The sequence below is a fragment of the Prauserella muralis genome (assembly GCF_003202285.1).
Lineage (GTDB): Bacteria > Actinomycetota > Actinomycetes > Mycobacteriales > Pseudonocardiaceae > Prauserella_B > Prauserella_B muralis.
On record NZ_MASW01000001.1, the window covers coordinates 1,647,689 to 1,673,946 of the forward strand.

The 26,258-nt window shown below is 72.2% G+C and carries 25 protein-coding genes; 17 read left to right on the forward strand and 8 right to left on the reverse strand.

The window, feature by feature from the left end:
- The first annotated feature begins 36 nt into the window (after positions 1–36).
- Genes alr through tsaE form a run of 3 tightly spaced genes read left to right on the forward strand, consistent with a single transcriptional unit; the run spans position 37 to position 2,644 of the window.
- Positions 37–1,167, forward strand: coding sequence for an alanine racemase (alr, locus tag BAY60_RS08930; RefSeq protein WP_112280273.1), 1,131 nt, complete (start codon positions 37–39; stop codon positions 1,165–1,167).
- A complete protein-coding gene (locus BAY60_RS08935) occupies positions 1,167–2,183 on the forward strand; it encodes an alpha/beta fold hydrolase (protein ID WP_112280274.1) in 1,017 nt (338 codons plus the stop codon). The genes alr and BAY60_RS08935 overlap by 1 nt, the downstream gene beginning before the upstream one ends.
- A complete protein-coding gene (gene tsaE, locus BAY60_RS08940) occupies positions 2,171–2,644 on the forward strand; it encodes a tRNA (adenosine(37)-N6)-threonylcarbamoyltransferase complex ATPase subunit type 1 TsaE (RefSeq protein ID WP_170160333.1) in 474 nt (157 codons plus the stop codon). Before BAY60_RS08935 ends, tsaE begins: the two co-directional genes overlap by 13 nt.
- Before the next feature lie 154 nt (positions 2,645–2,798).
- On the opposite strand, the gene BAY60_RS08945 is transcribed toward tsaE, so the two are convergent.
- The 3 genes from BAY60_RS08945 to BAY60_RS08955 are packed head-to-tail and all read right to left on the reverse strand — an operon-like array spanning position 2,799 to position 6,922.
- Complete coding sequence (locus tag BAY60_RS08945; protein ID WP_112280276.1) at positions 2,799–4,127, reverse strand: carboxyl transferase domain-containing protein; 1,329 nt, start codon at positions 4,125–4,127, stop codon at positions 2,799–2,801.
- On the reverse strand, positions 4,120–5,562 hold the full coding sequence (locus BAY60_RS08950) for an acyl-CoA synthetase (RefSeq protein WP_112280277.1): 1,443 nt from the start codon (positions 5,560–5,562) through the stop codon (positions 4,120–4,122). The genes BAY60_RS08945 and BAY60_RS08950 overlap by 8 nt, the downstream gene beginning before the upstream one ends.
- 34 nt (positions 5,563–5,596) lie before the next feature.
- Positions 5,597–6,922 (reverse strand): SLC13 family permease, encoded by a 1,326-nt coding sequence (locus tag BAY60_RS08955; RefSeq protein WP_112280278.1) that lies wholly within the window; start codon positions 6,920–6,922, stop codon positions 5,597–5,599.
- 222 nt (positions 6,923–7,144) lie between these two features.
- Between BAY60_RS08955 and BAY60_RS08960 the strand changes: the two genes are divergently transcribed.
- A complete protein-coding gene (locus BAY60_RS08960; protein WP_211330207.1) occupies positions 7,145–7,834 on the forward strand; it encodes a FadR/GntR family transcriptional regulator in 690 nt (229 codons plus the stop codon).
- Between the two features lie 82 nt (positions 7,835–7,916).
- On the opposite strand, the gene BAY60_RS08965 is transcribed toward BAY60_RS08960, so the two are convergent.
- On the reverse strand, positions 7,917–8,303 hold the full coding sequence (locus BAY60_RS08965; protein WP_112280280.1) for a hypothetical protein: 387 nt from the start codon (positions 8,301–8,303) through the stop codon (positions 7,917–7,919).
- A 72-nt stretch (positions 8,304–8,375) separates the two neighbouring features.
- Between BAY60_RS08965 and tsaB the strand changes: the two genes are divergently transcribed.
- The 3 genes from tsaB to tsaD are packed head-to-tail and all read left to right on the forward strand — an operon-like array spanning position 8,376 to position 10,512.
- Positions 8,376–8,996 carry a tRNA (adenosine(37)-N6)-threonylcarbamoyltransferase complex dimerization subunit type 1 TsaB gene (gene tsaB, locus BAY60_RS08970; RefSeq protein WP_112280281.1) on the forward strand — a complete coding sequence of 207 codons (621 nt, stop codon included), beginning with the start codon at positions 8,376–8,378 and terminating at the stop codon, positions 8,994–8,996.
- Complete coding sequence (gene rimI, locus BAY60_RS08975) at positions 8,993–9,466, forward strand: ribosomal protein S18-alanine N-acetyltransferase (protein ID WP_112280282.1); 474 nt, start codon at positions 8,993–8,995, stop codon at positions 9,464–9,466. Before tsaB ends, rimI begins: the two co-directional genes overlap by 4 nt.
- Positions 9,466–10,512, forward strand: coding sequence for a tRNA (adenosine(37)-N6)-threonylcarbamoyltransferase complex transferase subunit TsaD (gene tsaD / locus BAY60_RS08980; RefSeq protein WP_112280283.1), 1,047 nt, complete (start codon positions 9,466–9,468; stop codon positions 10,510–10,512). Before rimI ends, tsaD begins: the two co-directional genes overlap by 1 nt.
- Here the strand turns inward: tsaD and BAY60_RS08985 are convergent.
- On the reverse strand, positions 10,509–12,122 hold the full coding sequence (locus BAY60_RS08985; RefSeq protein WP_112280284.1) for an alkaline phosphatase D family protein: 1,614 nt from the start codon (positions 12,120–12,122) through the stop codon (positions 10,509–10,511). The genes tsaD and BAY60_RS08985 overlap by 4 nt on opposite strands.
- A 291-nt stretch (positions 12,123–12,413) precedes the next feature.
- Here BAY60_RS08985 and groES point away from each other — a divergent pair, with 291 nt between their 5' ends.
- Together groES and groL are read left to right on the forward strand one after the other, a co-directional pair.
- Positions 12,414–12,707, forward strand: a complete 294-nt coding sequence (groES, locus tag BAY60_RS08990; protein WP_092531321.1) for a co-chaperone GroES — start codon at positions 12,414–12,416, stop codon at positions 12,705–12,707.
- Positions 12,708–12,789: 82 nt separating this feature from the next.
- Positions 12,790–14,406, forward strand: coding sequence for a chaperonin GroEL (groL, locus tag BAY60_RS08995; RefSeq protein WP_112280285.1), 1,617 nt, complete (start codon positions 12,790–12,792; stop codon positions 14,404–14,406).
- A gap of 76 nt (positions 14,407–14,482) precedes the next feature.
- Here the strand turns inward: groL and BAY60_RS09000 are convergent, their stop codons facing one another.
- Complete coding sequence (locus BAY60_RS09000) at positions 14,483–14,785, reverse strand: WhiB family transcriptional regulator (protein ID WP_112280286.1); 303 nt, start codon at positions 14,783–14,785, stop codon at positions 14,483–14,485.
- A gap of 295 nt (positions 14,786–15,080) precedes the next feature.
- Here BAY60_RS09000 and BAY60_RS09005 point away from each other — a divergent pair, with 295 nt between their 5' ends.
- The 5 genes from BAY60_RS09005 to BAY60_RS09025 all read left to right on the forward strand — a co-directional run bounded on the left by BAY60_RS09005 (position 15,081) and on the right by BAY60_RS09025 (position 19,473).
- Positions 15,081–16,043, forward strand: a complete 963-nt coding sequence (locus tag BAY60_RS09005; protein ID WP_245992379.1) for a MerR family transcriptional regulator — start codon at positions 15,081–15,083, stop codon at positions 16,041–16,043.
- A gap of 4 nt (positions 16,044–16,047) precedes the next feature.
- The gene (locus tag BAY60_RS09010) at positions 16,048–16,902 is read left to right on the forward strand and encodes a hypothetical protein (RefSeq protein WP_112280288.1); all 855 of its coding nucleotides are present in this window, start codon (positions 16,048–16,050) and stop codon (positions 16,900–16,902) included.
- A gap of 140 nt (positions 16,903–17,042) precedes the next feature.
- Positions 17,043–17,639: a response regulator transcription factor gene (locus BAY60_RS09015; RefSeq protein ID WP_003073605.1), complete on the forward strand. Its 597-nt coding sequence runs from the start codon at positions 17,043–17,045 to the stop codon at positions 17,637–17,639.
- A gap of 274 nt (positions 17,640–17,913) precedes the next feature.
- Positions 17,914–18,486: a sigma-70 family RNA polymerase sigma factor gene (locus tag BAY60_RS09020; RefSeq protein WP_112280289.1), complete on the forward strand. Its 573-nt coding sequence runs from the start codon at positions 17,914–17,916 to the stop codon at positions 18,484–18,486.
- Positions 18,487–19,473 carry an anti-sigma-D factor RsdA gene (locus BAY60_RS09025; protein WP_425466453.1) on the forward strand — a complete coding sequence of 329 codons (987 nt, stop codon included), beginning with the start codon at positions 18,487–18,489 and terminating at the stop codon, positions 19,471–19,473.
- A 92-nt stretch (positions 19,474–19,565) separates the two neighbouring features.
- Here the strand turns inward: BAY60_RS09025 and BAY60_RS09030 are convergent, their stop codons facing one another.
- Positions 19,566–19,961: a DUF5319 domain-containing protein gene (locus tag BAY60_RS09030; protein ID WP_170160334.1), complete on the reverse strand. Its 396-nt coding sequence runs from the start codon at positions 19,959–19,961 to the stop codon at positions 19,566–19,568.
- Positions 19,962–20,057: 96 nt separating this feature from the next.
- Here BAY60_RS09030 and guaB point away from each other — a divergent pair, with 96 nt between their 5' ends.
- From guaB to BAY60_RS09045, 3 genes are all read left to right on the forward strand, one after another.
- Positions 20,058–21,602 (forward strand): IMP dehydrogenase, encoded by a 1,545-nt coding sequence (gene guaB / locus BAY60_RS09035; protein WP_112280291.1) that lies wholly within the window; start codon positions 20,058–20,060, stop codon positions 21,600–21,602.
- Positions 21,603–21,846: 244 nt separating this feature from the next.
- Entirely contained in the window at positions 21,847–22,980 is a 1,134-nt protein-coding gene (locus BAY60_RS09040) for a GuaB3 family IMP dehydrogenase-related protein (RefSeq protein WP_112280292.1), read from the forward strand.
- A 191-nt stretch (positions 22,981–23,171) separates the two neighbouring features.
- On the forward strand, positions 23,172–24,929 hold the full coding sequence (locus tag BAY60_RS09045; RefSeq protein WP_170160372.1) for an FAD-dependent oxidoreductase: 1,758 nt from the start codon (positions 23,172–23,174) through the stop codon (positions 24,927–24,929).
- On the opposite strand, the gene BAY60_RS09050 is transcribed toward BAY60_RS09045, so the two are convergent.
- Positions 24,886–26,205 (reverse strand): aldehyde dehydrogenase family protein, encoded by a 1,320-nt coding sequence (locus BAY60_RS09050; RefSeq protein ID WP_112280293.1) that lies wholly within the window; start codon positions 26,203–26,205, stop codon positions 24,886–24,888. The genes BAY60_RS09045 and BAY60_RS09050 overlap by 44 nt on opposite strands.
- Between the last annotated feature and the right edge of the window lie 53 nt (positions 26,206–26,258).

Genomic DNA, 26,258 nt, shown 5'->3' on the forward strand with positions numbered 1-26,258 from the left:
GACCGGCGTTCCTTCAATGACATCGCAGCGCACGCCATGACTGACAACCACCCGCCCCGCGCCGAGATCGTGATCGATCTCGGCGCGATCCGGCACAACCTCGGGCTGCTGGCCGCGCGTGCCGCCGCGTCCGGCGCGGAGACGATGGCCGTCGTCAAGGCGGACGGCTACGGCCACGGTGCCGTCCCGGCGGCCAGAGCGGCGATGAGCGGCGGGGCGACGTGGCTCGGTGCGTGCTCGCTCGGTGAGGCGCTCGCCCTGCGCGAGGCGGGGATCGACGCCCGGCTGTTCAGCTGGCTGGACACCCCGGACGTCGACTTCGCGCCGGGGATCGCCCACGACGTGGACCTTTCTGTGAGTTCTCTCACAGAGTTGGAGCGGGTGGCGGATGCCGCGGGCCGGGCGGGGAAACCCGCGCGGGTGCACCTGAAGATTGACACCGGGCTGGCGCGCAACGGCTGCCCCGCCTACGCGTGGCCGGACCTGGTGAAGCGGGCCGCCGCCGAACCCGGGGTGGACGTCGTGGCGGTCTGGTCGCATCTGGCCTGTGCCGACGAGCCGGGTCACCCGTCGGTCGACCGGCAGGCCGAGCGGTTCGCCGACGCCTACGCGCTCGCCCGCGACGCCGGCCTGGAACCGCTGCGGCACCTGGCGAACTCGGCCGCCACACTGACCCGTCCGGACCTGCATTTCGACCTGGTGCGGCCGGGCATCGCGATGTACGGGCTGAACCCGGTGCCGCAGCCCGAACCGTTGCGCCCGGCGATGACCCTGCGCTCCAGCGTGGTGCTCACCAAGCGGATCGAGGCCGGTGAGTCCGTCTCCTATGGACATACGTGGACGGCGGAGCGGGACACCACGCTGGCGTTGGTGCCCGCCGGGTACGCGGACGGCGTTCCGCGGACGCTGTCCGGCCGGATGAGCGTGTGGCTCGACGGCGCGCGGCGCCCGATCGCCGGGCGGGTGTGCATGGACCAGCTGGTCGTGGACTGCGGCGACCACGAACCGGAACTCGGTGCCGAGGTGGTGCTGTTCGGCTCGGGTGAGCGGGGCGAGCCGACGGCCACCGAGTGGGCCGACGTGATCGGCACCATCGACTACGAGATCGTCACCGGGATGTACCGGCCGCGGGTGCGCCGTCGCTACGTCGGGGAGGACGGCCGGTGATGGCTTCCCCGCCGCTGCCTTCCGGTGGCGACCCGGCGGGAGGGGAGCTGTTCGGTGCGCTGCCACCTGGCCGCACGTCGACGGTGGCCGCCGACGACGGTTCGCCGATCTCGGTGGAGGAGATCGAGCCCGACGGTGGCAGACCGGCGCTCACCGTGGTGGGCGTGCACGGGTTCGCACTGTCGCGGCAAAGCTGGCATTTCCAGCGGCGGGCGCTGGATTCGCTGCGGCTGCCCCGGGTGCGGCAGGTGTACTACGACCATCGTGGGCACGGCCAGTCGGCGGCGTCGAACCCGGACACGAGCACGATCGAGCAGCTGGCCGCGGACCTGCACGCCGTGCTCCGGGCCGTGACACCCGGCGAGCCGGTTGTCCTGCTGGGGCATTCCATGGGCGGCATGGTGATCATGGAGTTGGCGCAGGGGCATCCGGAGGTGTTCGCCGAGCAGGTGTGTGGCGTGGTGCTCATCGCGACGGCTGCCGGGGAGGTCGGTGGCAGGGGCCTGCGCCGGTCGCTGCTGTCGAAGTACAACCCGCTGACGCGCGGGGTGGGTGAGCTGGCCGGGTGGCAGCCGGGGCTGGTGGAGTTCGTGCGCGCGGCCGGTGGTCAGCTGACGCGGCAGGCGGTGCGGCGGCTGGCGTTCGGCAGGCGCGACGTGGATTCCCGGCTCGTGGACTTCATGCTGGAGATGCTGGCGGCGACGTCGGTGCGGCAGCTGGTGAACTTCGTGGACACGCTCGGCAGCCACAACCGGTATGCCGCGCTGGCCGGGCTCAAGCACGTGCCCGTCATGGTGGTCGGCGGCGACTCCGACCGGCTGACGCCGTTCTCGCACGCGGAGCGGATGGCGGCCGAGCTGCCGGAGGCGCGGCTGGTCCGGGTGCGTGGCGCGGGGCATATGGTGCACTTGGAACAGCCGGAACTGGTCAACAGCCACATCATCGACTTGGTGCAGCAGTGTTCCGGCGTGGACGGCGACAAGCGGACACGGAGGTTGCGGTGGTGGCGCAGATGACGGTCGAGCTGGCGACCGCCGAGGACACCGTCGACTTCGGACGGAGGCTCGGCGGCGCCTTGCGGGCCGGTGACCTCGTGTTGCTGGCGGGGCCGCTCGGCGCGGGCAAGACCACGATGACGAGGGGCATCGCCGAGGGCATGCAGGTTTCGGGCCGGGTGAGCTCGCCGACCTTCGTGCTGGCGCGGGTGCACCCTGCGGGGCAGCGGGGTGTGCCGCTGGTGCACGTCGACGCGTACCGGCTCGGCGGTGACCTCTCGCAGCTCGACGACCTCGATCTGGACACGGATTTGGAGGAGTCGGCCGTGGTGGTCGAGTGGGGGGAGGGCCTGGCGGAGCGCCTGTCCGAGGATCATCTGGTGGTCCGCCTCGACCGCCGCGGCGACGAGGTGCGCACCGTCGACCTCGAACCCCACGGCACCTGGACCGCCAGGGTCACCGACCTGCGTTTAGCGGGCTAACTGCACTTTGGCCGCTGCCCCGACCTGCGTTCAGCGGGCTGACTGCACTTCGGTCCGCCACCGAACGTGCGTTGAGCGGGCTCGCCCGGGTGGTGGCCGACCCGCTGGTCACGAGAGGCCCGTTCGTGCACGAGGGGGACCCCCACCTTTCACATTAGCGTGCGGGTCCGACGATTCCGCGGGCGATGCCGAGGCCGACGAGGTCCTGCGGGCGCAACCGCAGCCGGTCCGCCGTCTCCGGCACCTCCTCGTCGGCACGTTTGAGGATCGAGGCCGCCGCCTCCGGCGACGTGACGGAGAAGTAGCTGTCCGGCGTCACCCACGTGCGTTCCGGCGCCGCGAACGCCAGCGCACCCCCGGAGCCGCCCTCGCCGATCACGAGCGTCGTCACCGGCACCGTCGCACCGGCCACGGCCGCGAACAGCTCCGCGATCGCCGGGCCCACACCCGCGCGTTCGGCGTCGGCGTCGTTCGCCGCGCCCGGCGTGTCCACCAGTGTCAGCACCGGGATTCCGAGTCGGTCGGCCAGCCGCACCAGCCGCGCCGCGGTCCGGAACCCGGCCGGGCGTGTCGGCGTCCCGCACTGCGTTGCGTAGGCCACCGCCGCGCCGTCGCGCCAGCCGAACCCGCACACCACCCCGGCATCCACACCGCCGCACCGGTCGCCGCTGATGTCCTCGCGCCAGTCGAAGTAGCTGTCCAGGTAGGACATCGCACGCGGCCGCCGCGGATCACGGGCCCGCCGCACCGCGTCCCACCCGGTCCGCGGCACGTCCACGCTGCCCAGCGCCGGGGGCGGTGGCACCGCCTCCGGCGCCGGGGTGGTCAACAACCGCAGCCAGCGCTCCAATGCCTCTCGCAGTCGCGCCAGCTCCACCACCTGGTCGACGTGCCCGGACTCCAGCTGTCCCTCGGCCGTGTACGCGGCCGGCTCCCCTTCCGGGCGCACCCGCGACCCGGCGAAACCGACCTGCGCCCCGGCCAGCGCCAGCGTCACGTCGGCGCCGGCGCCCAGCGTCGCCCAGCCGCCGCCGGTGGTCGGGTCGCGCAACACCGCCACCTGCGGCACACCGGCCTTGCCGGTCAGCGCCGCAGCCCGCGCGAGCCGCTGCAGCTGCGTCAGGGCCCGCATGCCCTCCTGCATGCGGCTGCCCCCGGTCGCGATGAGCGACACCACCGGCGCACCGAGTTCCCTCGCCCGCGCGAAGGCCCGCTCGATCCGCAACCCCGTGCGCCCGCCCAGCGAGCCGCCGAGAAACGAGAACTCGAACGAGACCAGCACCGCCTCCGTGCGGCCGACCTTGCCGACGCCGCACACCACCGACTCCGGCTCGCCCGTCCGTTCCGCGGCCCGCGTGCGGGCCTCGTCGTAGCCCGGCCAGCCGATCGGGCCGTCCTCACCGGACTCCGCGGGCTCGGTACCGGGCAGCTCCGTGAACGCCGACGCCACCGCGTCGATCCAGGCTCGCGCGGACTCACGCATCGAGCGCTCGCTTCATGACCTTGCCCATGTCGTTGCGCGGCAGCGCGTCGAGATAGCGCACCACCCGCGGCCGTTTGTGCGGCGTGAGCAGCCGCGCGACGTGCTCGGCCAGCTCCCGCTGCGCCGGAGGCTCACCGTCGGCCACGACCCACGCGACGATGCGCTCACCGAGATCGTCGTCCGGCTCGCCGGTGACCGCCACTTCCGCCACCGCCGGGTGCTCCAGCAGCGCGTTCTCGATCTCTCCCGCGCCGATCTTGTAGCCGCCGCTCTTGATGATGTCGGTGGCCTTGCGGCCCACGATGCGGACGTAGCCGTCGGGATCACGGGTGGCCATGTCGCCGGTGCGGAACCAGCCGTCGTCGGTGAACGCCTCCGCCGTCGCGTCCGGCCGGTTCAGGTACTCGGTGAACAGGTTCGGGCCGCGCACCTGGATCTCGCCGACCGTCTCCCCGTCGCTCGCGGCGATGGGCCTCTCCGCGTCGTCCACGAGCCGCAGCTCCACGCCCCGCAGCGGCACGCCGACGGTGCCGGGCCTGCGCTCGCCGTCCGCGCGGACGCTCGTGTTCATCAGCGTCTCCGACATCCCGTAGCGCTCCACCACCTGCTGGCCGGTGGCCTCGGTGATCCGCTGGTGATCGTGCACCGGCAGCGCCGCCGACCCCGACACCAGCAGCCGCGCGCCCCGCAGTGCCGACGCCAGCTCAGGGTTGTCGCCGACCTCCACGGCGATCCGGTGATACATGGTCGGCACACCGAACATCATCGTGGCCTCACCGGCCAGCTCCTTCGCCACGGCGTCGGTCGAGAACCGGCCGAGGTGGTGCACGGTGCCGCCCCGGCGCAGCGGACCCAGGATGCCGAGGATCAGCCCGTGCACGTGGAACAACGGCAGCCCGTGCACCAGCACGTCGTCGGCGCTCCACTGCCACGCGTCCTCCAGGGCGTCCAGTGTCGAGGCGATCGCGCGCCGCGGGAGCACGACGCCCTTCGGGGGACCGGTGGTGCCCGACGTGTAGACGATCACGGCAGGTGCCTCGTCTCCCGGCTCCTCAGGAAGCGGCGCCTCCGCCGACGCGGTGACGTCGACGTCCAGCCTCGTCAGCGGCGCCAGGCCCGCCGGCAGCTCGGCGCCCGGCGCCGCGAGAACCAGTGACGGGGCGCTGTCCGAGACGATGTGCGCCAGCTCCCGTTCTCCGATCTTGGGGTTCACCGGCACCGCGGGCACTCCGGCGAGCAGCGCGGCGAGCACCGCCACGCTGGTCTCCAGGCTCGGCGTCGCCCACACGGCCACCCGCGAGCACTGCCGGGCGCGCAGGTCCAGGGCCAGTGACCCGGCGACGGCGGCGAGTTCGGCGTAGGTCAGCCCGCGGTCGCCGAACCGCAACGCCGGCTTGTCCTGCTCGGTGCGGAGGGCGGGGAAGAGCGCGGTCACGTCGTCTCCTTGTCGTTCGCTGTCGGTCGCAGGATCATCCGAAGCCGGGCACGAGCAGCACCAGCCATACCGCGAGCGGAGCCACCGCGACAATGATGCCTCCGTACACCATCAACTGGCGGAAGAAGCGGTCGCGGTCCACGTCCGGGGCGCTCGCCAGCACGAGCGCGCCGTTGGTGGAGAACGGGCTCACGTCCACCACCGTCGACGACACCGCCAGTGCCGCGATCATCGCGACCGGGCCGACCGCGCCTTCGAGCAGGAAGGGCACGGCCAGCGGGATCAGCGCGCCCATGATGCCCACCGACGACGCGAAGGCCGACACCAGCGCACCGATGTAGCAGATCAGCAGCGCCGACACGAGCGGAACTCCCACATCGGACACCGCGTTGCCCGCGTAGTCGATGGTGCCCATCTCCTGGAGCACCCCGACGTAGGTGAGCATTCCGCAGATCAGCAGCACTGTCGGCCAGGTGACCTGTCCGATGGCCTTCTTGCTGGTGTCCGGCCACACGATGCTGAGCAGCACGGCCAGGGTGATGGCGGTCAGCCCGACGTCGAGGTCGAACACCAGTGCGCACACCACGAGCGCAGCGAGGCTGACGAGCGTGGCTGCGCGTGCCGCGTTCAGCCGCGGCGGTTCCGGCGCATCCTGCGTGCCGCTTCCGCCGGAGCCGTCGCCGGTGGAGCCGGTGGAGCCCGTGGGGGCGTTGCCGCCGCCGACAGTGGCCAGCTCATGTGCCTGCGCCGCGGAGCGCGCCAGCTTCAGGCCGCCGCACACGGCGAACACGATCGCGGCGATGACCAGGTTGACGACGAGGCTGGCGAGGAAGAGCACGATCTCGTTGCCGGGCAGGTTCTCCCTGGCGACGATGCCGTTGACGATGGTGCCGTAGATGCTGATCGGCGAGAACCCGCCCGCCTGGGCGCCGTGAACCACCATCGCGCCCATCAGCAGCGGGCTGATCCCGTACTGCGCGGCGAAGCCGAGCGCGATCGGCGCGACGATCGCCACCGCGGCGGGGCTCACCGCGCCGATCGCCGTCAGCGCGGCGCTGATCGCGAACATCACCCACGGGATCAGCGCCAGGCGCCCCCCGACCAGCCGGATCGATGCGTGCACCAGCCAGTCGGTTGTGCCGTTGGCGCGGGCGATGGCGAACAGGTACGTGACGCCGACCAGCACCACGAACAGGTCGCCGGGGAACCCGGCGAAGATGCCGTCGGCGTCCATGCCTCCGGCCAGTGTGCCGACGCCGAAGGCGGCGGCGAAGGCCAGCGCCCCCATGTTGATGGATCTTGTGGTGGCGATGACGAACACCACCACGAGGGCAAGTATCGAGACAAGTTCGGCGGACATGCGGTGCTCCCGTCGTTGGGCTCGCTGTCGTACGCCCTGATCTCCGACCGGCGCCGGCGCGAAGTGGCTCAGTGGCTGACCCACTTTGCGGTGACCCGGGAACGCTTGTCAAGGCTTCAGTGGTCCAGTGGCTCATCCACTTGCGCCAGCAGGGCTGTTACGCTGCCTGCGACGAGGTCGGCACCAAGCGAAGGGACCCGAGTGTCCGAGGCCTTGCGACCGATGGCCCGGCAGCGACTGTACGAGCAGGTGATCGAGCGGCTCAGGGAGTACGTCGCCGACGCCGGGCTGCGCGCGGGTGACAAACTGCCCGCCGAGCGCGAGCTGGCGCAACGGCTGGGTGTCAGCAGGGCGTCGATCAAGCAGGCGATCGTCGTGCTCGAAGTGCAGGGTCTCATCGAGGCTCGCCACGGAGGCGGCACCTACCTGGTACGTGACACGCTCGAGATCGAGCCGGTGGAGCGGCTGGTCGAGCGGCGGCGCAGGCTGCCGGACGTGCTGGAGGCACGCGAGGCGCTGGAGACCAAGCTCGCCGAGCTGGCGGCCGAACGTCGCACCCGCGAGGACCTCGACGCACTCGAGGCCGCTCTCGACTACATGCGCGAGGAGGTCGGCGCCGGTGGCCACGGCGTCGAGGGCGACCGCCGTTTCCACGCCGCCGTGACCGCCGCCGCGCACAGTTCGCTGCTGGCCGAGTTCATGCGCTCGATCGCCGACCAGGTCACCGAGAGCCGGACCGAGTCGCTGCGGCAGCCGGGCAGGCCGTCGCGTTCCCTCAGCCAGCACACCGCCATCTTCGACGCGATCTGTCAGGGCGACCCGAAGAAGGCGGCCGCCGCGATGCGCAGGCACCTGCGAACCGTCGCCAAGGTGCGCCTGCTCGCCTGGAACCCCGACGACGACACCGACTGACCACACCCGCAACCGCAGTCAGCCCGCGAAACGCGCTCCGCGGACTGCAGTCAGCCCGCTCAACGCGCTCCGGGGAGTGCAGTTAGCCCGCGAAACGCACGTCGAGGGTGGTCGTGCCCGCGTGGCCGCCGCCGCAGCGGAGGGTGACGTCGTAGCGGCCGGGGGCGGCGTCGGGACGGATCACGGCCCGGCCCGCGGCGGCTCCCGCGGCCTGCGCGGTCAGCCTCGCGACCCCGCCGTTGCCGCTGTACGGGCCGTCGTGCCCGGTCGGCGCGAACGCCGCCGAGCCCACGTGGTTGACGCCCTCCCCGAGCGGGCACCCCGCGCTCACCCGTACCAGTTCACCGGGCGCGACGGTCGACTTGTCGACAACAAGGAAGGCGGGCGCGGTGGCCGACGCCACCTGCGGTGTGAGCAGGCAGCACGCCAGCACCGACGACAGTCCGGCCGCGAAACGCATGATCGTCATCGCAGAACCCAGACGTGTGGCCGGAGCACAGGTTGTGCGCGCCACCCGAACGGCTGGTCGTACGCTCGAAGGGTGCTAGTACTCGCCATCGACACCGCCACGCCCGCCGTCACCGCCGGGATCGTCGCTGTCGATCCGCAGACCGGGGGCCTCGACACCGTCGCCACCCGCGTCACCGTCGACGCCCGCGCGCACGGCGAACTGCTCACGCCGCACGTGCTCGCCGCCACCGAGCAGGCCGGCGTGACGCTGCGCGACCTCGGCGCGATCGCCTGCGGTGTCGGGCCCGGCCCGTACACCGGGCTGCGCGCCGGCATGGTCACCGCCGCCACGCTCGCCCACAGCCTCGGCATCCCCGCCTACCCCGTCTGCAGCCTCGACGCGATCGCCGCGGCCGCGGGCCCCGGCGAGCCGCTGCTAGTCCTCACCGACGCCCGCCGCCGCGAGGTCTACTGGGCCGCCTACGACGCCGACGGCACCCGCGCCGACGGTCCGCACGTCGGCAGGGCCGCCGACCTCGACCCCGGCGGATGCCGCGTGCTCGACCACGAGCACCCCACCCCGCTCGGCCTCGTCCGCGCGGCGAGGGAGAGCCTCCTCGCCGGCGACGAACCGGCGCCGCTCACCCCGCTGTACCTGCGCAGGCCCGACGCCACCGAGCCGGGAGCCCGGAAGCGGGTGACCGCGCCGTGAGGCTGGAACCGTTGCGCCGCAAGCACATCCGCCGCTGCGTCGAGATCGAGAGGATCCTCTTCGCGGGCGACGACCCGTGGAGCGCTGCCGCGTTCCACGCCGAGCTCGACGCCGGCGGCTACTACCTCGCCGCACTCACCGACACCGACGACGTCGCCGGGTACGCCGGGCTCGCCATCGCGGGCATTCCCGGCGACCGCGAGACCAGCGTGCACACCATCGGCGTGCACCCGGACCACCAGGGACAGGGCATCGGCACCGCCCTGCTGGAGGCGCTGCTGACCCGCGCCGACGAGCTCGGCGCGCCCGTGTTCCTCGAGGTCCGCACCGACAACGACAACGCGATCCGGCTGTACGAGCGGCACGGCTTCGCCCGGATCGGCGTCCGCAGGGGCTACTACCAGCCCTCCGGCGCCGATGCCTACACCATGAAGCGGCAGGCCAGGCAGGCGCAGGAGGTGGCCCACTGATGTCGAGGATCATCATGGGAGTCGAGAGCTCGTGCGACGAGACCGGCATCGGCCTGGTCCGCCTGCACGACGACGGCACCGTGGAACTGCTGGCCGACGAGGTAGCCTCCAGCGTCGAGCAGCACGCCCGCTTCGGTGGCGTGGTGCCGGAGGTCGCCAGCAGGGCGCACCTGGAGGCCATGGTGCCCACCACCCGCAGGGCGTTCACCACCGCAGGGCTCGAGATGTCCGATGTGGACGCCATCGCCGTCACCGCGGGCCCCGGGCTGGCCGGCGCCCTGCTCGTCGGCGTCTCCGCGGCCAAGGCCTACGCGGCCGCGCTCGGCGTCCCGCTCTACGGCGTCAACCACCTGGCCGGGCACATCGCCGTCGACACCCTCCAGCACGGGCCGCTGCCCTCGCCGTGCCTGGCGCTGCTCGTCTCCGGTGGCCACACCCAGCTGCTGCGCGTCGACGACATCGCGGGCAAGATCACCGAGATCGGATCCACAGTGGACGACGCGGCCGGCGAGGCCTACGACAAGGTCGCGCGCCTGCTCGGCCTGCCCTATCCCGGTGGCCCGCCCATCGACAAGGCCGCCAAGGCTGGCGACCCGCAGGCGATCGCGTTCCCGCGCGGTATGACCGGACCCCGCGACGCCAAGTTCGACTTCTCCTTCTCTGGCCTCAAGACCGCCGTCGCCCGCTGGGTCGAGGGCGCCCAGGCACGTGGCGAGGAGATCCCCGTGGCCGACGTCGCCGCGTCCTTCCAGGAGGCGGTGGCCGACGTGCTCACGGCGAAGGCGGTGCGCGCCGCCACCGAGTCCGGCATCGGCACCCTCGTGATCTCCGGAGGGGTGGCCGCCAACTCGCGGCTGTCCTCGCTGGCCGCGCAGCGCTGCGCCGAGGCCGGCATCGAGCTGCGCGTGCCCCGGCCCCGGCTGTGCACCGACAACGGCGCCATGATCGCCGCGCTCGGCGCGCACGTCGTCGCCGCGGGCTGCGCGCCGAGCTCGCTGGATCTCTCCGCGAACCCGGCGCTGCCCGTCAGCGCGGTCTCCGTCTAGGGGGAGGGCGACACCTCGGTGAGCCCGCGGTGCCGGTCGGCGATCACGAACGACGCCCGGGTGCTCACCGGCGAGCCCGGCTCGGTGACGCGCTGCACGACCCGGAAGTCGGCGCGCAGCGCGTCGCGGGTGATCCGCGTGCGCACGTAGCCGCGCTGGTTGTTGCGGAACTTGATGTGCGGGTTGCGCGCGAGGTTCGGGTCCTGCGCCGGATCGGAGTCGGCGCCGTTGCCACCCGAGGTGATCGACGTCGTCACCAGCTCGGCGCCCACCACGGGGCTGTCCGGGTCGGCGTAGTTCGCCTTGAGCTCGTTGGCCCAGTGGGTGTGCACGTCGCCGGTCAGCACCACCGGGTTGCGCACGCCGGCGTCGAGCCAGCCCTCGGTGACCCGCTCCTGCGAGCCCTTGTAGCCGTCCCAGGCGTCCATGCTGTTCGCGCCGGAGGCGTTGACGCGCCGGGCGAAGAACACCTGCTGACCCAGCACGTCCCAGCGGGCACGGGACCGGCGGAACTGGCGCAGCAGCCACGTCTCCTGCTCGTCGCCGGTGAGCGTGCGCGCCGGGTCGGCGGAGTCCTCGCACACCTTCCAGCCGTCGTCGCACGCCTGGTCGTCGCGGTACTGGCGGGTGTCGAGCATGTGAAAGTTCGCCAGCGAGCCCCACGCCACCGTCCGGTACAGCTGGATGGTCGAGCCCCTCGGCCTGCTGCGCCTGCGCAGCGGCATGTTCTCGTAGTAGGCGCGGAAGGCGTTGGCGCGGCGCTGGAGGAAGTCGGGCTGCGGGATCTCCGGCTTCTCGTGGACGTCGCCCGCCCAGTTGTTGTCGACCTCGTGGTCGTCGGGCACCACCAGCCACGGCGCGGCAGCGTGCGCGGCCCGCAGGTCGGCGTCGGTGCGGTACTGGGCGTAGCGCTGCCGGTAGTTGGCCAGCGTCTCGGTCTCCGGGCCCGCGTGGTCGCGCACGTTGCCGTCGGGGGAGACGTAGACCTGCGGCTTGTACTCGTACAGGTAGTCGCCCAGGTGCAGCACCAGGTCGGGCTCGTCGGCGGCCAGGTGCGAGTAGGCGGTGAAATAGCCGTGTTCGAACTGCGAGCAGGACGCGAAGCACATCGTCAGGCCCGCACCCAGCACGCCGGGCAGCGGGGTGGTGCGGGTGCGGCCCGCGGGGGAGACGTGGCGGCCGCTGCGGAACCGGTAGAAGTACTCCCAGCCCGGGCGCAGCCCGGCCACCTCGACGTGCACCGCGTAGCCCTCCTCGGGGCCGGTGCGCTCGACGCCGCGGCGCACCACCCGCCGGAAGCGCTCGTCGAGGGCGATCTCCCACTCGACGTCCACGGCGCCGCCCGGCATGCCGCCGAGCCCGTCCTCGGCCAGCGGCGACGGCGCCAGGCGCGTCCACAGCACCACGCCCTGCGAGTCGGGCTCACCCGAGGCGACGCCGAGCGTGAACGGGTCGCCGGTGACCGGCCTGCCCGCACCGGGCGCGGCCGACGCCGCCGGCGGCAGGGTGGTGGCCAGCCCGGCGGCGCCGAGGGCGGCGCTGCCGGCGAGAACGGTGCGGCGGGACGGAGTGGCTGCGGCGGAGGGGCTCTTCTCACCTGTTCCGGGCACGGGGGACTCCCAACGTGGTGTCGATCAGCCAGTTCGGAGAACACCCTGCGATGACCGGATGACAAACTCTGCCCGATCGGGTGAGCGTGCGGTGAATGTCCGGTGGAGAGCACCCCCGCTGAACAGCGCAGGGGCAAGTCAATACCCTGGTTGCGCGGCTAGCACTCAGGTGATTAGAGTGCTAATTGCACGGCACCACACACGCCCCGGCACCCGCGACGGCGGGGTGGTAGGAGCCGTAACCAACTAGGTACCTGCCAACGCTTTCGACGACCCGTGGAGGTCAACCCGGTGAGCGTGAACATCAAACCGCTCGAGGACAAGATCGTTGTCCAGACGAGCGAGGCCGAGGAGACGACGGCTTCCGGTCTCGTCATTCCCGACACCGCCAAGGAGAAGCCCCAGGAGGGCAAGGTTCTGGCCGTAGGCCCGGGCCGTATCGACGACAAGGGCAACCGCATCCCCGTGGATGTCAAGGAAGGCGACGTCGTCATCTATTCGAAGTACGGCGGCACCGAGGTCAAGTACAACGGTGAGGACTACTTGATCCTGTCCGCCCGCGACGTGCTGGCCGTCATCAACTGACGACCCGCGTATGCGTTCGAGCGCCCCGGGCCCCGCTCAAGCCGGGGGCCGGGGCGCTTCGCGCATGGAGAGAGGTTAATCAATGCCCAAGCAGATCAACTTCGACGAGGACGCTCGTCGGGCTCTCGAGCGCGGGGTGGACAAGCTCGCCGACGCGGTCAAGGTGACGCTCGGCCCGCGCGGCCGCCACGTCGTGCTGGACAAGAAGTTCGGCGGCCCGACGATCACGCTGGACGGCGTCACCGTCGCCCGCGAGATCGAGCTGGAGGACCCGTTCGAGAACCTCGGTGCCCAGCTGGCCAAGAGCGTCGCCACCAAGACCAACGACGTCGCCGGTGACGGCACCACGACGGCCACGGTCCTCGCGCAGTCGCTGGTGAAGGTCGGCCTGCGCAACGTGGCCGCCGGCGCCAACCCGACCGCACTGGGCCGGGGCATCGAGAAGGCCGCCGACAAGGTCATCGAGACGCTCAAGGCCAACGCCACCCCGGTCAAGGGCCGCGACAACATCGCCCAGGTCGGCACCGTGACCTCGCGGGACGCCAACATCGGCGCGCTGCTCGGCGAGGCCGTGGAGAAGGTCGGCGAGGACGGCGTGATCACCGTGGAGGAGTCCTCCACGCTGGCCACCGAACTCGACATCACCGAGGGCGTGCAGTTCGACAAGGGCTACATCTCGGCGCACTTCGCCACCAACCCCGAGGAGCAGCGGGCGATCCTCGAGGACGCCTTCGTGCTGCTGCACAGGGAGAAGATCTCGGCGCTGAACGACCTGCTCCCTCTGCTGGAGAAGGTGGCGGAGGCCAAGCGGCCGCTGCTGATCATCGCCGAGGACGTCGAGGGTGAGGCCCTGTCCACCCTGGTGGTCAACGCGCTGCGCAAGACCATCAGCGCGGTGGCGGTCAAGGCACCGTTCTTCGGTGACCGGCGCAAGGCGTTCCTGGACGACCTCGCGGTGGTCACGGGTGCCCAGGTCGTCTCGAGCGAGGTGGGCCTGAAGCTGTCCGAGTCCGGCCTGGAGGTGCTGGGCAAGGCCCGGCGCATCGAGGTCACCAAGGACACCACCACGATCGTCGACGGCGCGGGCACCAAGGATGCACTCGAGGCGCGGATCGCCCAGATCCGCAAGGAGATCGAGACCACCGACTCCGACTGGGACCGCGAGAAGCTGCAGGAGCGGCTGGCCAAGCTCGGCGGCGGTGTGGCGGTGATCAAGGTCGGCGCGGCCACCGAGACCGAGCTGAACGAGCGCAAGCACCGCATCGAGGACGCCGTGGCCTCCACCAAGGCGGCCGTCGAGGAGGGCATCGTGCCCGGCGGTGGTTCGGCGCTGCTGCACGCCGCCAAGGAACTGGAGGGCAACCTCGGTCTCACCGGCGACGAGGCGACCGGCGTGAAGATCGTGCGGGAGGCGCTGGCCGCTCCGCTCTACTGGATCGCCAGCAACTCCGGCCAGGAGGGCGCCGTCCTGGTGTCCAAGGTCATCGAGCTGGACTGGGGCCACGGCCTCAACGCCGCCACCGGCGAGCTCACCGACCTGCTGGCCGCGGGAATCGTCGACCCGGTGAAGGTCACGCGTTCCGCGGTGGCCAACGCCGCGTCCATCGCCCGGCTCGTGCTCACCACGGAGAGCTCCGTGGTGGACAAGCCGGAGCCGCAGGACGACGACGCGGGCCACGGGCACGGCCACGCGCACTGACCTGCGCTCGCCGCCCGGAAGACGAACGGGGCGGCACCCGGGCTTTCCGGGTGCCGCCCCGTTTTTCGCGTCTGACTCACCTTCCGGTCAGCGTCAGGGTGCGCTTCTGGGATTTGATGATGTTTTCGCGTTCGGACTCGGAAAGGCCACCCCAGATCCCGTACGGCTCGTGTACCGCGAGCGCGTGTTCGCGGCACAGTCGCAGAACGGGACAGCTGTGGCAGATGGCCTTCGCCCTGGCTTCTCTCCGTGCTCTCGCCGGCCCCCGCTCACCGTCCGGGTGGAAGAAGGACCCGCTGTCCATCCCCCGACATGCCCCCTCGAGTTGCCAGTCCCAAACGTCGGCGTTCGGGCCAGGGAGCCTGCGCGTGTCTGCCATCGTGACCGCCTCCGGTATCCGGCCCCACGCGGCCGGATTCTGCAGTTGTGCTGGGTGCGACTACTCCATTTGGCGCAACGCGCGTAACGTTAGAAGCGCGCCAATACTTGTTCAAGGGGTTCGGATCAATTCAGCCGTTAGGCTTCCCCCGCCTGTGTGATTCGTGACACAGCGCTCGGAAATGTTCCGGTTGCCGTCGCTCGGTCGTCCCGGGATATTTGTCCGAGTGGGATCGGAGTCCGGCTCAGATCACGCAGCCGGCGCGGCGCCGGCTGTGCGCGAACCGGTTCCCACGGTGGCATCCGCGGAGCCGACACTGCCGGTCGCCGCGGTCGCCCGCAGGCTGGGGGTGGCGCCGTCCACCCTGCGCACCTGGGACCGCCGCTACGGTCTCGGCCCCAGCAGGCACACCGGTGGCAGGCATCGCCGCTACAGCGCCACCGACGTGGTCCGGCTGGAGATGATGCAGCGCGCGCTGCTGCGTGGCGCGTCCACCGCCGAGGCGGCGCGGTTCGCACTCGAACAGGTCCCCAAGACGGCCGCGAACCGGGCCGCGGTCCGGGTCGAGGTCTCCGGCGGCGACGGGATGCGGCCCTCAGCCGGGCCGTCGCAGGCCGAGCACGACGCGCCGGGTCCGGCCCGGTTCGCCCGGCGCCTCTCCGCCGCCGCGCTCGCACTCGACGCGCGCACCGTCCAGCACCTGCTCGCCGAGTCGATCGGTGTGCTGGGCGTGCTCGACGCGTGGGAGCGGGTGATCCAGCCCGTCGTGACCGCGCTCGGCGGCTGGCGCGACGAGCGCAGCAGCCCGGAGGTGAGCTACCTGCTCACCGAGTGCGTCTTCGCCGCCCTGGTCAGGGCCACGCCGGTGCTGTCCACGCCACGCAACGAGCGGCCCGTGCTGCTCACCGCGGCGCCCGGCGAGCGCGACACCCTGCCGGTGTACGTGCTGGCCGCCGCGCTCGCCGAGCGGAGCCTGGTCACCCAGCTGTTCGGCATGCCACTGCCCGCCGACGTGCTGGCCGTCGCCGCCCGCAGGAGCGCCCCGGCCTCCGTGGTGCTGTGGGCGCACCGCGGCTCGGCCGCCGGCCCCCGGCTGTTCACCCGGCTCTGGCGGGGCAGGCAGCGCGGTCGGCTGTTCGCGTGCGGGCCCGGCTGGCGCGGCGTCGAGCTCCCGCCAAGGGTGGAGCTGCTCGGTGACATCCGCCAGGCCGCCGACCGGGTCGAGTACGTGCTGCTCGGCGACGCCGGGCGAGGATGAGGCTGTGCATCACGACGAGGAGGCCGCGCTGCGCCGCGCGGCGTTCGGCGACGCGCCGGACATCGCCGACCGCAGACTCGCCGCCGCGACGACACCGAGGGGCCGGTGGCTCGCGGCCGTGGTTCTCGGCGCCAGGGGCCGGTATGCGGCGGCCGCCGCACTGCTCGGTGAGTTGCAGCGCGGCGGCGATCCGGTGCTCGCCGCGCTGGCGGGCGCGACCTTCGCCGCCCACCGCCGTCAGCTCGGCGGTCATGCCGCCGCTCTGCCCTGGGACGGCGCCGCCGCGCTGAGAGCGTCGGGCGCCTGCGGCCCGCCCGACGAGGACGGCGCCGACGCGGCCGGGGCGCTCGCCGACGCCCTGCTCGGCCTCGCCGCCGACAACCTCGCTCTCGGCAGGTTCGGCGCGGCGCGCAGGCTGGTCGCGAGGGCGGAGGCCGGGGAGCCGGGCTGGCGCGCCCGCGTCCGCGCGGGCTGGGTGGGCGCGGAGCTGGCGCTGGCCCGTGGCCTGCCCGGCGACGCGGTGCCCGCCGCCGAGCGCGCGGCGCTGCTCGCCCGCGACCGGGGTGCCGCGCGGCATGCCGTGAAGTCCGATCTCGTCCTCGCCGCGGCGCTGGCCGCCACGGGAGATCCCGGAGACCGCCACCGGGCCGCCTCGCTCGTGACCGACGCCGCGGAGCGGGCGCGGCGGTGGCGGCTGGGCTCGCTCACGTGGCCCGCCGGCCTGCTCGCGGCCGACCTGGACCCCGCGCGCGCCGATTGGAACCGATCCAGAGTTACTCGCGAGTTATACGCTCTGTTACCAGCGGCTGACCCCTTGGGGCGCCGCCTGGCTCGTGCGTCGGCGTGGGTGCCGATCTAGGCTGTTGCCTGGGTCACACGCGGTATACCGACATACGGGCGAGGCCTTCTTCAAAAAAAGCCACCGGATCGTGTCAAGGTGAGACCTAAAGCGTCCGATAGGGGAAGTGGAATGTCACCCGGCTGCAGGAAGGAAACCCCGTGACGACGGTCTTGATCTGCGACGACCGACGCAGTGTCCGCGAAGGGCTCACCCGCGTGATGTCTGCCGTTCCCGGCGTCAGTCGCATCGACTGTGTAGCGCACGGTGACGAGTTGCTCGCCCGCTACTCCCGGCAGCCGGTGGACGTCGTGCTCGTGGGCACCCAGCGCGCGGTGCCCACCGGAGTGGAGGCCACCCGCAGGCTGGTCTCGGCGAACCCGCAGGCGAACGTGATCGTGTTCGGCGCCCCGGACGACGCCGGCAGCATCGCCGCCGCCATCGCGGGCGGCGCGCGTGGCTACCTGCGCTGGGACGCCTCCCGGCCCGAGCTGGTCGCCGCGCTGGCGCACACGCTCGCGAGCACGTCCGTGCCCGCACCACGGCAGCCCTCTGATCCCGGCGTGCAGCTCACCGAGCGGGAACTGCAGGTGCTGCGGGGGATGAGCCAGGGCAAGAGCAACGGCCAGATCGGCAGGGAGCTCTACCTCTCGGAGGACACCGTCAAGACGCACGCCCGGCGGCTGTTCCGCAAGCTCGGCGTCCGCGACCGCGCCCAGGCCGTCGCGCACGGCTTCCGGCGTGGCCTCGTGTCCTGACTCCACGCTCCCCAGCCGCGCGCAGACCCTCGGCACGCCACACCGCAGTCGCGGTGTGGCGTGCCGTGTTTGTGTGATGTGCGCCGTCACCGGCACCGATCTTGGTACAGTCGTGTTCCTGCAGGTTGCAATGTGCGTGCCGCGCGTAAGGCGACCATGACGGAAAACTGGGGGTGCCGGAAGGTACGGTGGGTGTCACCGGCGTGAGGGATAACCAGGGCCGCACGCCGTCTTCTTTGCACGCCTACACGTAACACCGGGACTGTTGTCTGCGATGGCCACTGTGGGGGATGGACTGGACGAGTCAGTCGCCGCCGCTGTCGAGGGTGATCCACAGGCGGTCGAGCGGCTACTGGCCGCTATCCGTCCCCTTGTGGTGCGGTACTGCCGCGCCAGGGTTGGCAGGCAGGAGCGTTCGTTCGCTTCAGCAGACGACGTAGCCCAGGAGGTGTGTCTGGCGGTGCTCACGGCGTTGCCCTCGTACCGGGACCAGGGACGCCCCTTCCTGGCCTTCGTCTACGGGATTGCCCAGCACAAGGTGGCCGACGCGCATCGCGCGGCGGCCCGTAACCGTGCCGAGCCCGTTGCCGAGGTGCCGGACGAGATCGAGGGTGGAGTCGGTCCCGAGCAGCGGGCCCTGCAGGGAGAGCTGAACGAGCGGATGTCGCAGCTGCTGCAGGTCCTGCCGGACAAACAACGCGAGATCGTGGTGTTGCGGGTGGTTGTCGGTCTTTCCGCGGAGGAGACCGCCGAGGCTGTCGGGTCCACCCCGGGTGCGGTCAGGGTCGCGCAGCATCGTGCGCTTGCCCGGCTGCGCAAGGTGCTGGCCGCTGAGGAGGTGGTCTGAGTGACGGAACGCGAGAGCGGCAACCACGAACGCCCGCTCGGCAGCGATGCCCTCGACGACACGATGCCGTCGGCGTCGTCCTCGTCGTTCTCTGAGCGCACCTCCATGTCGTCGTCCGGCGACGAGCAGGGTGGTCCGCCGGATCTTTCGGCGATCCAGGCCGACGACGCGCTGCTCGACGCCCTGGGCGGGCCGGACCCGCAGGTCGCGAGCGGTCTCGGCGACGAGGAACTCAACGCCCTGCTGCTGGCCTGGCGCAGGGACATCGACAGCGAGCCGCTGGCCGAACTGGTGGACACGCCCTCGGCGGTGACCACCATCAAGACGGCCTCGCTGGCCAAGCGCAACGGCAGCCGGGGCCGCAGACGCCGGATGCTCGTGCCCGTCGCCGCCGCGGCCGCCGTACTGGCCATCGGGTTCACCGGCACCGCGCTGGCCGCACGCGACGCCCAGCCCGGCGACACCCTCTGGGGACTGAGCAAGGTCCTCTACGCCGACCACGCGCGCTCGGTGGAGGCGGCCGCGTCCGTCCGCACCGACCTGCAGGAAGCCCGCCTCGCGCTGGCCCAGCAGCGTTACGACGACGCGCGCAAGGCACTCGCCAAGGCGGAGCAGGCACTGGCCGAGGTGACGGCCGAGGAGGAACTGGCCGAGCTGCGCGCGCGGCACACGGAGCTGATGGCGCAGCTCGACGAGCCCGAGCGGCAGCCGCAGCAACCGCCCGCGACCTCCTCCAGCACACCGGGCAGCGGATCGTCCTCACCTTCCGACACCAGCCCGGCCGACCCGAGCGAGCCGCCCGGCTCCTCCGAGCCGCACCAGCCGGTGGAACCGACCACACCGACGAGCCCCACCACGCCGCCGACGACCTCCACGACGACGCCCCCGCCGAGCTCGTCGACGGGAGACACCACCGGCAGCGAGTCCGAGAGCGGCGGCAGGCAGGGCGCCGCCGTGTCCGATCTGGGCGAGGAACCCGAAGGCTGACCCGCCGACGCAAGCAGGGCGCGTGACCGTGAGAGATCGGTCACGCGCCCTGCTGCTTGCGGGTGCGGCGGGTCGTTCGGGCGTGCTTGCGGCTAGTACGCGCTCTCCGTGGCCGTGACACCGTCGGCGAACCCACGGCAGTAGTCCCAGCTGACGTAGTCGGTCGGATTCGGGTCGTACGCGGGCTCGTGCGGGCGCATGTGCCCATCGGCGAGCAGCTGCTCGAGGCTTGCCCTGAGCAGGTGCCAGTCGTGGTAGTGCGGCTGATCGCATTCGCCGCAGTCCACGACGATTCCCCGGACGCCTCGCGGCTCCAGCAGCGCCTGGTAGACGGCGAGGTCCGACAGGTCCGCGAGCAGCTCGGAGCGCTCCTCGGCGCTGATCGGCTCGCCCGCGGGTTCGTCCAGGGCGGCGATCTCCTTCGCCGGGTCGTTCGGGTCGTCGGCAAACGGGTCTGGGGGCAACACGTCGTGCGGCACGGCCTGCACGGTACCGGGCGGGACCGGGGGTACGTCCAGATACCATCGTTAACAGGTCCGTATACCCCTGTTGGCTTACATGCCGAGGAAGGTCAGTCGCCAGCTATGACGAGCGAGATCACCTCCGCCGACGCGTTCCCCTCCGCGGAGGCGGCACCAGGTGCCGTTCCGGACAAGTTCGCGATGCTCGGCCTGACTTTCGACGACGTCCTGCTGCTGCCGGCCGAGTCGGACGTCGTGCCCAGCACCGTCGACACGAGCACCCGGCTCTCGCGCAACGTGACGCTGCGGGTGCCGCTGCTGTCCGCCGCGATGGACACGGTCACCGAGGCGCGGATGGCCATCGCGATGGCCAGGCAGGGCGGCATGGGCGTGTTGCAGCGCAACCTGCCGATCGAGGAGCAGGCGCAGGCCGTGGAGGTCGTCAAGCGTTCGGAGGCCGGCATGGTCACCGATCCGGTCACCTGCTCGCCCGACGACACACTGGCCGAGGTGGACGCGCTGTGCGCGCGGTTCCGCATCTCCGGCGTGCCGGTCACCGACGCCGCCGGCGCGCTGGTGGGCATCATCACCAACCGGGACATGCGCTTCGAGGTCGACCACAGCAAGCCGGTCAGCGAGGTGATGACCAAGGCGCCGCTGGTGACCGCGCAGGTGGGGGTGACGGCGGACGCGGCGCTCGGCCTGCTGCGCAGGCACAAGATCGAGAAGCTGCCCATCGTGGACGGCGCGGGCAAGCTGCGCGGGCTGATCACGGTGAAGGACTTCGTCAAGACCGAGCAGTATCCGAACGCCACCAAGGACCCGGACGGCCGCCTGCTGGTCGGTGCCGCCGTGGGTGTCGGTGCGGACGGGCACCAGCGGGCGATGGCGCTGGCCGACGCGGGCGTGGACGTGCTGATGGTCGACACGGCGCACGGCCACTCGCGGGCGGTGCTGGACATGGTGTCGACGCTGAAGAAGGAGCTCGGCGACACGGTCGACGTCGTCGGCGGCAACGTCGCCACGCGGGCCGGGGCGCAGGCGCTCGTGGAAGCCGGGGCGGACGCCGTGAAGGTGGGCGTGGGGCCGGGTTCGATCTGCACGACCCGCGTGGTGGCCGGTGTCGGCGTGCCGCAGATCTCGGCGATCTACGAGGCCGACCGGGCGTGCAGGCCCGCCGGGGTTCCGGTCATCGGCGACGGCGGCATCCAGTACTCGGGCGACATCGTCAAGGCCATCGCGGCCGGGGCGTCCGCCGTGATGCTCGGCAGCCTGCTGGCCGGGACGGCCGAGGCGCCTGGCGAGGTCATCCTCGTCAACGGCAAGCAGTACAAGACGTACCGGGGCATGGGCTCGCTGGGCGCGATGCGGACGCGCGGGGAGCAGCGCTCCTACTCCAAGGACCGTTACGCGCAGGACGACGTGCTGTCCGAGGACAAGCTGGTGCCGGAGGGCATCGAGGGCAGGATCCCGTTCCGGGGTCCGCTCTCCGGGGTCGTGCACCAGCTCGCCGGGGGGCTGCGCTCGGGTATGGGCTACGCGGGCGCCACGACGATCCCGGAGCTGCAGAAGGCGCAGCTGGTGCGGATCACGGCGGCCGGGCTCAAGGAGAGCCACCCTCACGACGTCACCATGACCGTCGAGTCGCCGAACTACACCACCCGCTGACCCCGCCCCCGCGTTTCGCCGGCGAACTGCACTACCGCGCGCCTGCAACTACCGCGTTTCGCCCGCGAACTGCACTCCGCCGGGCCGCGGTCCGTGCGTTCAGCGGGCTCACTGCGGTACCCGGCGCGTGCAACTACCGGGTTTCGCCCGCGAAACGCGGTTCGGGTGGTGACCCGTGGCGAGGGGGCTCGCGGGCGGCGGCGACAATGGCCCCGCAGCGTTTCGCGGGCAGAAGGGACTTCACGTGCGGGATCTGGTCGAGATCGGGATGGGGCGCACCGCGCGGCGGTCGTACGACCTGGCGGACATCGACATCGTGCCGTCGCGGCGTACGCGGTCGTCGAAGGTGGTGTCCACCAGCTGGCAGATCGACGCGTACCGGTTCGACCTGCCGCTCGTGACGCACCCCACCGACGCGGTGGTGTCGCCGGACACCGCGGTGGCGATCGGCAAGCTCGGGGGGCTGGGCGTGCTCAACGCCGAAGGCGTGTGGGCGCGCCACGCCGACGCGCAGAGCGCGCTCACCCGCATCGTCGAGGCCGCCAAGGACGGCGCCGACCAGGCGGAACTGGTGCAGCTGCTGCAGGAGTTGCACTCGGCGTCCATCCGCACCGACCTGCTCACCGAGGCCATCCGCACGGTGCGCGACGCGGGCGTCACCGTCGCGGCGCGCGTCAGCCCGCAGCACGCCGCCGAGCTGACCCCGCAGCTGCTGTCGGCTGGGGTCGAGATCCTCGTGGTGCAGGGCACGATCGTCTCGGCCGAGCACGTCGCCCGCGACGGCGACCCGCTCAACCTCAAGGAGTTCATCGCCGACCTGGACGTGCCCGTCATCGCGGGCGGCGTCAGCGACTACCGCACCGCGATGCACCTGATGCGCACCGGCGCGGCGGGTGTGATCGTCGGCCACGGCTACAGCCCCGGCGTCACCAGCACCGACCGCGTGCTGGGCATCGGGGTGCCGATGGCCACGGCCATCATCGACGCGGCCGCCGCGCGCCGCGACTACCTCGACGAGACGGGCGGGCGGTACGTGCACGTTCTCGCCGACGGCGGGGTCGCCTGCAGCGGCGACATCGCCAAGGCCATCGCGTGCGGTGCGGACGCGGTGATGCTGGGGGCGCCGCTGGCGGCGGCCAGTGAGGCACCGGCAGGTGGTCTGTACTGGACGGCGGCGGCAGCGCACCCGTCCCTGCCGCGCTCGCGCGTGGTGCCCGGCCCGAGCCGGGACGTGGACTTCAAGACGCTGCTGCAGGGTCCGTCGTCGGACGCCGAGGGCGTGGTCAACCTGTTCGGCGCACTCCGCCGGGCGCTGGCCAAGACCGGCTACTCCGACCTGAAAGAGTTCCAGAAGGTGGGCCTCACCGTTCGCGCCTGACGACATTCAGCCCGCGAAACGCACTCCGCGGGCCCCGGCAAAGCGCGTTTCGCGGGCTTACTGCACTACCCCGCGTCTGCAACGACAGCAGTATGCCTGCTAACTGCACCTGTAGGTGACCCGGCGGTAACTTACCTCTGGTCAGAAAAGGGGGCCGCGGTTAGGCTTTAGGTGTGACTGCGCGTAACACCATCAGTGGCGATGGATCTTCCGGCTCCTCCGGCCGCGCCGACCACCCCGACTACGACGTCATCGTGGTCGGCTCCGGGTTCGGCGGAAGCGTGGCCGCCCTGCGGCTCACCGAGAAGGGCTACCGGGTCGCGGTGATCGAGGCCGGTCGCCGGTTCGCCGACGACGAGTTCGCCAAGACCTCCTGGGACCTGCGCCGCTACCTGTGGGCGCCAAGGCTCGGCTGCTTCGGCATCCAGCGCATCCACATGCTCAAGGACGTGATGGTGCTCGCGGGCGCCGGCGTCGGCGGCGGCTCGCTCGTCTACGCCAACACCCTCTACCGCCCGCTCAAGCCGTTCTACACCGACAGCCAGTGGTCGCACATCACCGACTGGGAGGCCGAACTCTCCCCGCACTACGACCAGGCCAGCCGCATGCTCGGCGTGGTCACCAACCCCAGCGTCACGCCGTCCGACGAGGTGATGCGCAAGGTCGCCGTGGATCTCGGCGTGCCCGACAGCTACCACCCGACCCCGGTCGGCGTGTACTTCGGCAAGCCCGGCGAGCACGCTGCCGACCCCTACTTCGGCGGAGCGGGACCGGCGCGCACCGGCTGCACCGAATGCGGCTCCTGCATGACCGGCTGCCGCGTCGGCGCCAAGAACACGCTGGTGAAGAACTACCTCTACCTCGCCGAACAGGGCGGGGCGAAGGTCATCCCGCTCACCACCGTCACCGCCATCCGGCCCCGCGGCGGCGGGGCAGGGCCGTTCGAGGTCGACGTCCGCAAGACCGGCACCACCTCGCGCCGGTTCACGCACACCCTCACCGCGGCCCACGTCGTGCTCGCCGCAGGCACCTGGGGCACCCAGCGGCTGCTGCACGAGATGCGCGACACCGGCGCCCTGCCGCGGCTGTCCCCGCGTCTCGGCGAGCTGACCAGGACCAACTCCGAGGCCATCATCGGCGCCGCCCGCGCCACGGTCGACCCCGAGCACGACTACAGCCGGGGCGTGGCGATCACGTCGTCGATCCACCCCGACGAGAACACCCACATCGAGCCGGTCCGCTACGGCAAGGGCAGCAACGCCATGAGCCTGCTGCAGACCATCGCCACCGACGGCGGATCCGAGGTGCCCCGCTGGCGGCAGGCTCTGCGGTTCATCGCCCGCCACCCGCTCCAGACGCTCAAGCTGCTCAACGGCTACCGGTGGAGCGAGCGCACCGTGATCCTGCTGGTGATGCAGAGCCTCGACAACTCGATCACCACCTACACCCGGCGCGGGCTGTTCGGCCGCAGGCGCTACACGTCCCGCCAGGGCCACGGCGAGCCGAACCCGACGTTCATCGCCGCCGGCCACGAGGCCAACCTGCGCACGGCCGAGCACATCGGCGGCACCGCGGGCGGCACGTGGGGCGAGATCTTCGACATCCCGCTCACCGCGCACTTCATCGGCGGGGCTCCCATCGGCACCAGCGCCGCCGAGGGCGTCATCGACCCGTACCACCGGGTGTTCGGCTACCCGAACCTGCACGTCGTCGACGGCGCGGCGATCACGGCCAACCTCGGTGTCAACCCGTCGCTGACCATCACCGCGCAGGCGGAGCGTGCGTTCTCGCTCTGGCCGAACAAGGGCGAGCCCGACGCACGGCCCGCGCAGGACGAGGCCTACCGGCGGCTCGAGCCGATCGCGCCGAAGAACCCGGCCGTGCCCGCGCACGCGCCCGCCGCGCTCACCACGCGGGCCCCGGGACGACCGTCACCTGCTCCGCGGTGATCTCGCCGACGGCGGCGCGCACGCTGCCGGGGTGGTAGCCGGGAACGTCCCCGACCACCACCGACGACGCGCCGAGCGCCGCCGACGCCCGCAGCGCGTGCTCGACGTCGCGGGTGAACACGCCCGCGCTCGGGCCGGCCGCCGCGGCGAACGCCTGCTCCGGCGAGTCCATCACGGCCACGGCCAGCGCCGGGCCCGGTGCCGCCGCCCGCCAGGCGGCGGCGTCGGGGGACAGCTCCGTCAGCAACACCGGCTCCACGCTCGCGCCCCGGCGCGCGCCGCCGGTGAGGACCTTGGCCCCGGCCGCCGTCGCCTCGTCGAGCCACGCCTCCAGTCGCTGGGCCGCGGGCTCGTCCGGCAGCGGCCCCACGGAGACCTCCGTGTCGTACGGGTCGCCGGTGCGCTGCCCGCGCACCGCGTCGGTCAGCCTGCCGACGAACTCGTCCGCGACCGCCGCGTCGACGACCACCCGGCGGACCGACTCCGGCGCCTGCCCCGCCTGCCGGGTTCCCGCCACGGCGATCCGGGCCGCCGCCTCGCCCAGGTCCGGCCAGTCGGCCAGCACCACCGCGGCCGCGGTGCCCGGGCAGGGTGGGTGCACGGCCGTCAGCCGCGCGTCGGCGGCGAGTGTCTCCGTGCCGGCGAGCGGCAGCACGGAGAAGGAACCCGCAGGCAGGCCCGCCCCGGTCAGCACCTCGCCGAGCGCGAGCGCCGACAGCGGCGCTCGCGCGGCGGGCGCCAGCACCACCGGCGCACCCACGGCCAGCGCGGCGGCGGTGTAGCGCGCGGCCAGCCCCAGTGGCCCGTGGACGTCGAGCGCCGCCAGCACCGGGCGCCCCGGCACCCGCCGCACCACGGCCAGGCGCCCTTCACCCGCGGCGTCGGAGTCCAGCCGCTGCAGTTCGCCCGCTAAACGCAGCGTGGTGGCCGCTCCGGCGCGCAGGGCGGAGGCCGCCTCGCCGACCTCGGCCTCGGCCCAGCGCAGCGGCGTGCCGCACTCGGCGGTGAGCAGCTCGGCGAACTCCTCGGTGCGCGCGGTCAGCTCGTCGGCGACCCCGCGCAGCGCCGCCGCACGCACGTGCGCCGGGGTGCCCCGCAGCTCGGCGAACGCCGCACCCGCCGCCGTCACGGCACGTTCGACCTGCTCAGGGCCGGGGACGGCGACCGTCGCGACCTCGGTGCCGTCGTAGGGGTGGCCGACGGCCAGCGTGCCCTCGCCCTGCTCGGCGCGCCCGGCGATCCAGGCCGCCCTCGGCTGCGGTGTGATGGCGTCCATAGCGAGCACCGTAACGCCCGACCTGCGCTCACGACCGGGTAGCTCACCTGCGA

What these genes read in the sequence shown, in the direction of transcription:
- BAY60_RS08945 (WP_112280276.1), bottom strand. Translation starts at nt 4,127, where the DNA reads ATGCGTGAGTCCGCGCGAGCCTGGATCGACGCGGTGGCGTCGGCGTTC.
- BAY60_RS09050 (WP_112280293.1), bottom strand. Translation starts at nt 26,205, where the DNA reads ATGGACGCCATCACACCGCAGCCGAGGGCGGCCTGGATCGCCGGGCGC.
- groL (WP_112280285.1), top strand. Translation starts at nt 12,790, where the DNA reads ATGCCCAAGCAGATCAACTTCGACGAGGACGCTCGTCGGGCTCTCGAG.
- guaB (WP_112280291.1), top strand. Translation starts at nt 20,058, where the DNA reads ATGACGAGCGAGATCACCTCCGCCGACGCGTTCCCCTCCGCGGAGGCG.
- BAY60_RS08935 (WP_112280274.1), top strand. Translation starts at nt 1,167, where the DNA reads ATGGCTTCCCCGCCGCTGCCTTCCGGTGGCGACCCGGCGGGAGGGGAG.
- BAY60_RS08960 (WP_211330207.1), top strand. Translation starts at nt 7,145, where the DNA reads ATGGCCCGGCAGCGACTGTACGAGCAGGTGATCGAGCGGCTCAGGGAG.
- alr (WP_112280273.1), top strand. Translation starts at nt 37, where the DNA reads ATGACTGACAACCACCCGCCCCGCGCCGAGATCGTGATCGATCTCGGC.
- BAY60_RS08955 (WP_112280278.1), bottom strand. Translation starts at nt 6,922, where the DNA reads ATGTCCGCCGAACTTGTCTCGATACTTGCCCTCGTGGTGGTGTTCGTC.
- tsaD (WP_112280283.1), top strand. Translation starts at nt 9,466, where the DNA reads ATGTCGAGGATCATCATGGGAGTCGAGAGCTCGTGCGACGAGACCGGC.
- BAY60_RS08965 (WP_112280280.1), bottom strand. Translation starts at nt 8,303, where the DNA reads ATGACGATCATGCGTTTCGCGGCCGGACTGTCGTCGGTGCTGGCGTGC.
- BAY60_RS09020 (WP_112280289.1), top strand. Translation starts at nt 17,914, where the DNA reads ATGGCCACTGTGGGGGATGGACTGGACGAGTCAGTCGCCGCCGCTGTC.
- BAY60_RS09000 (WP_112280286.1), bottom strand. Translation starts at nt 14,785, where the DNA reads ATGGCAGACACGCGCAGGCTCCCTGGCCCGAACGCCGACGTTTGGGAC.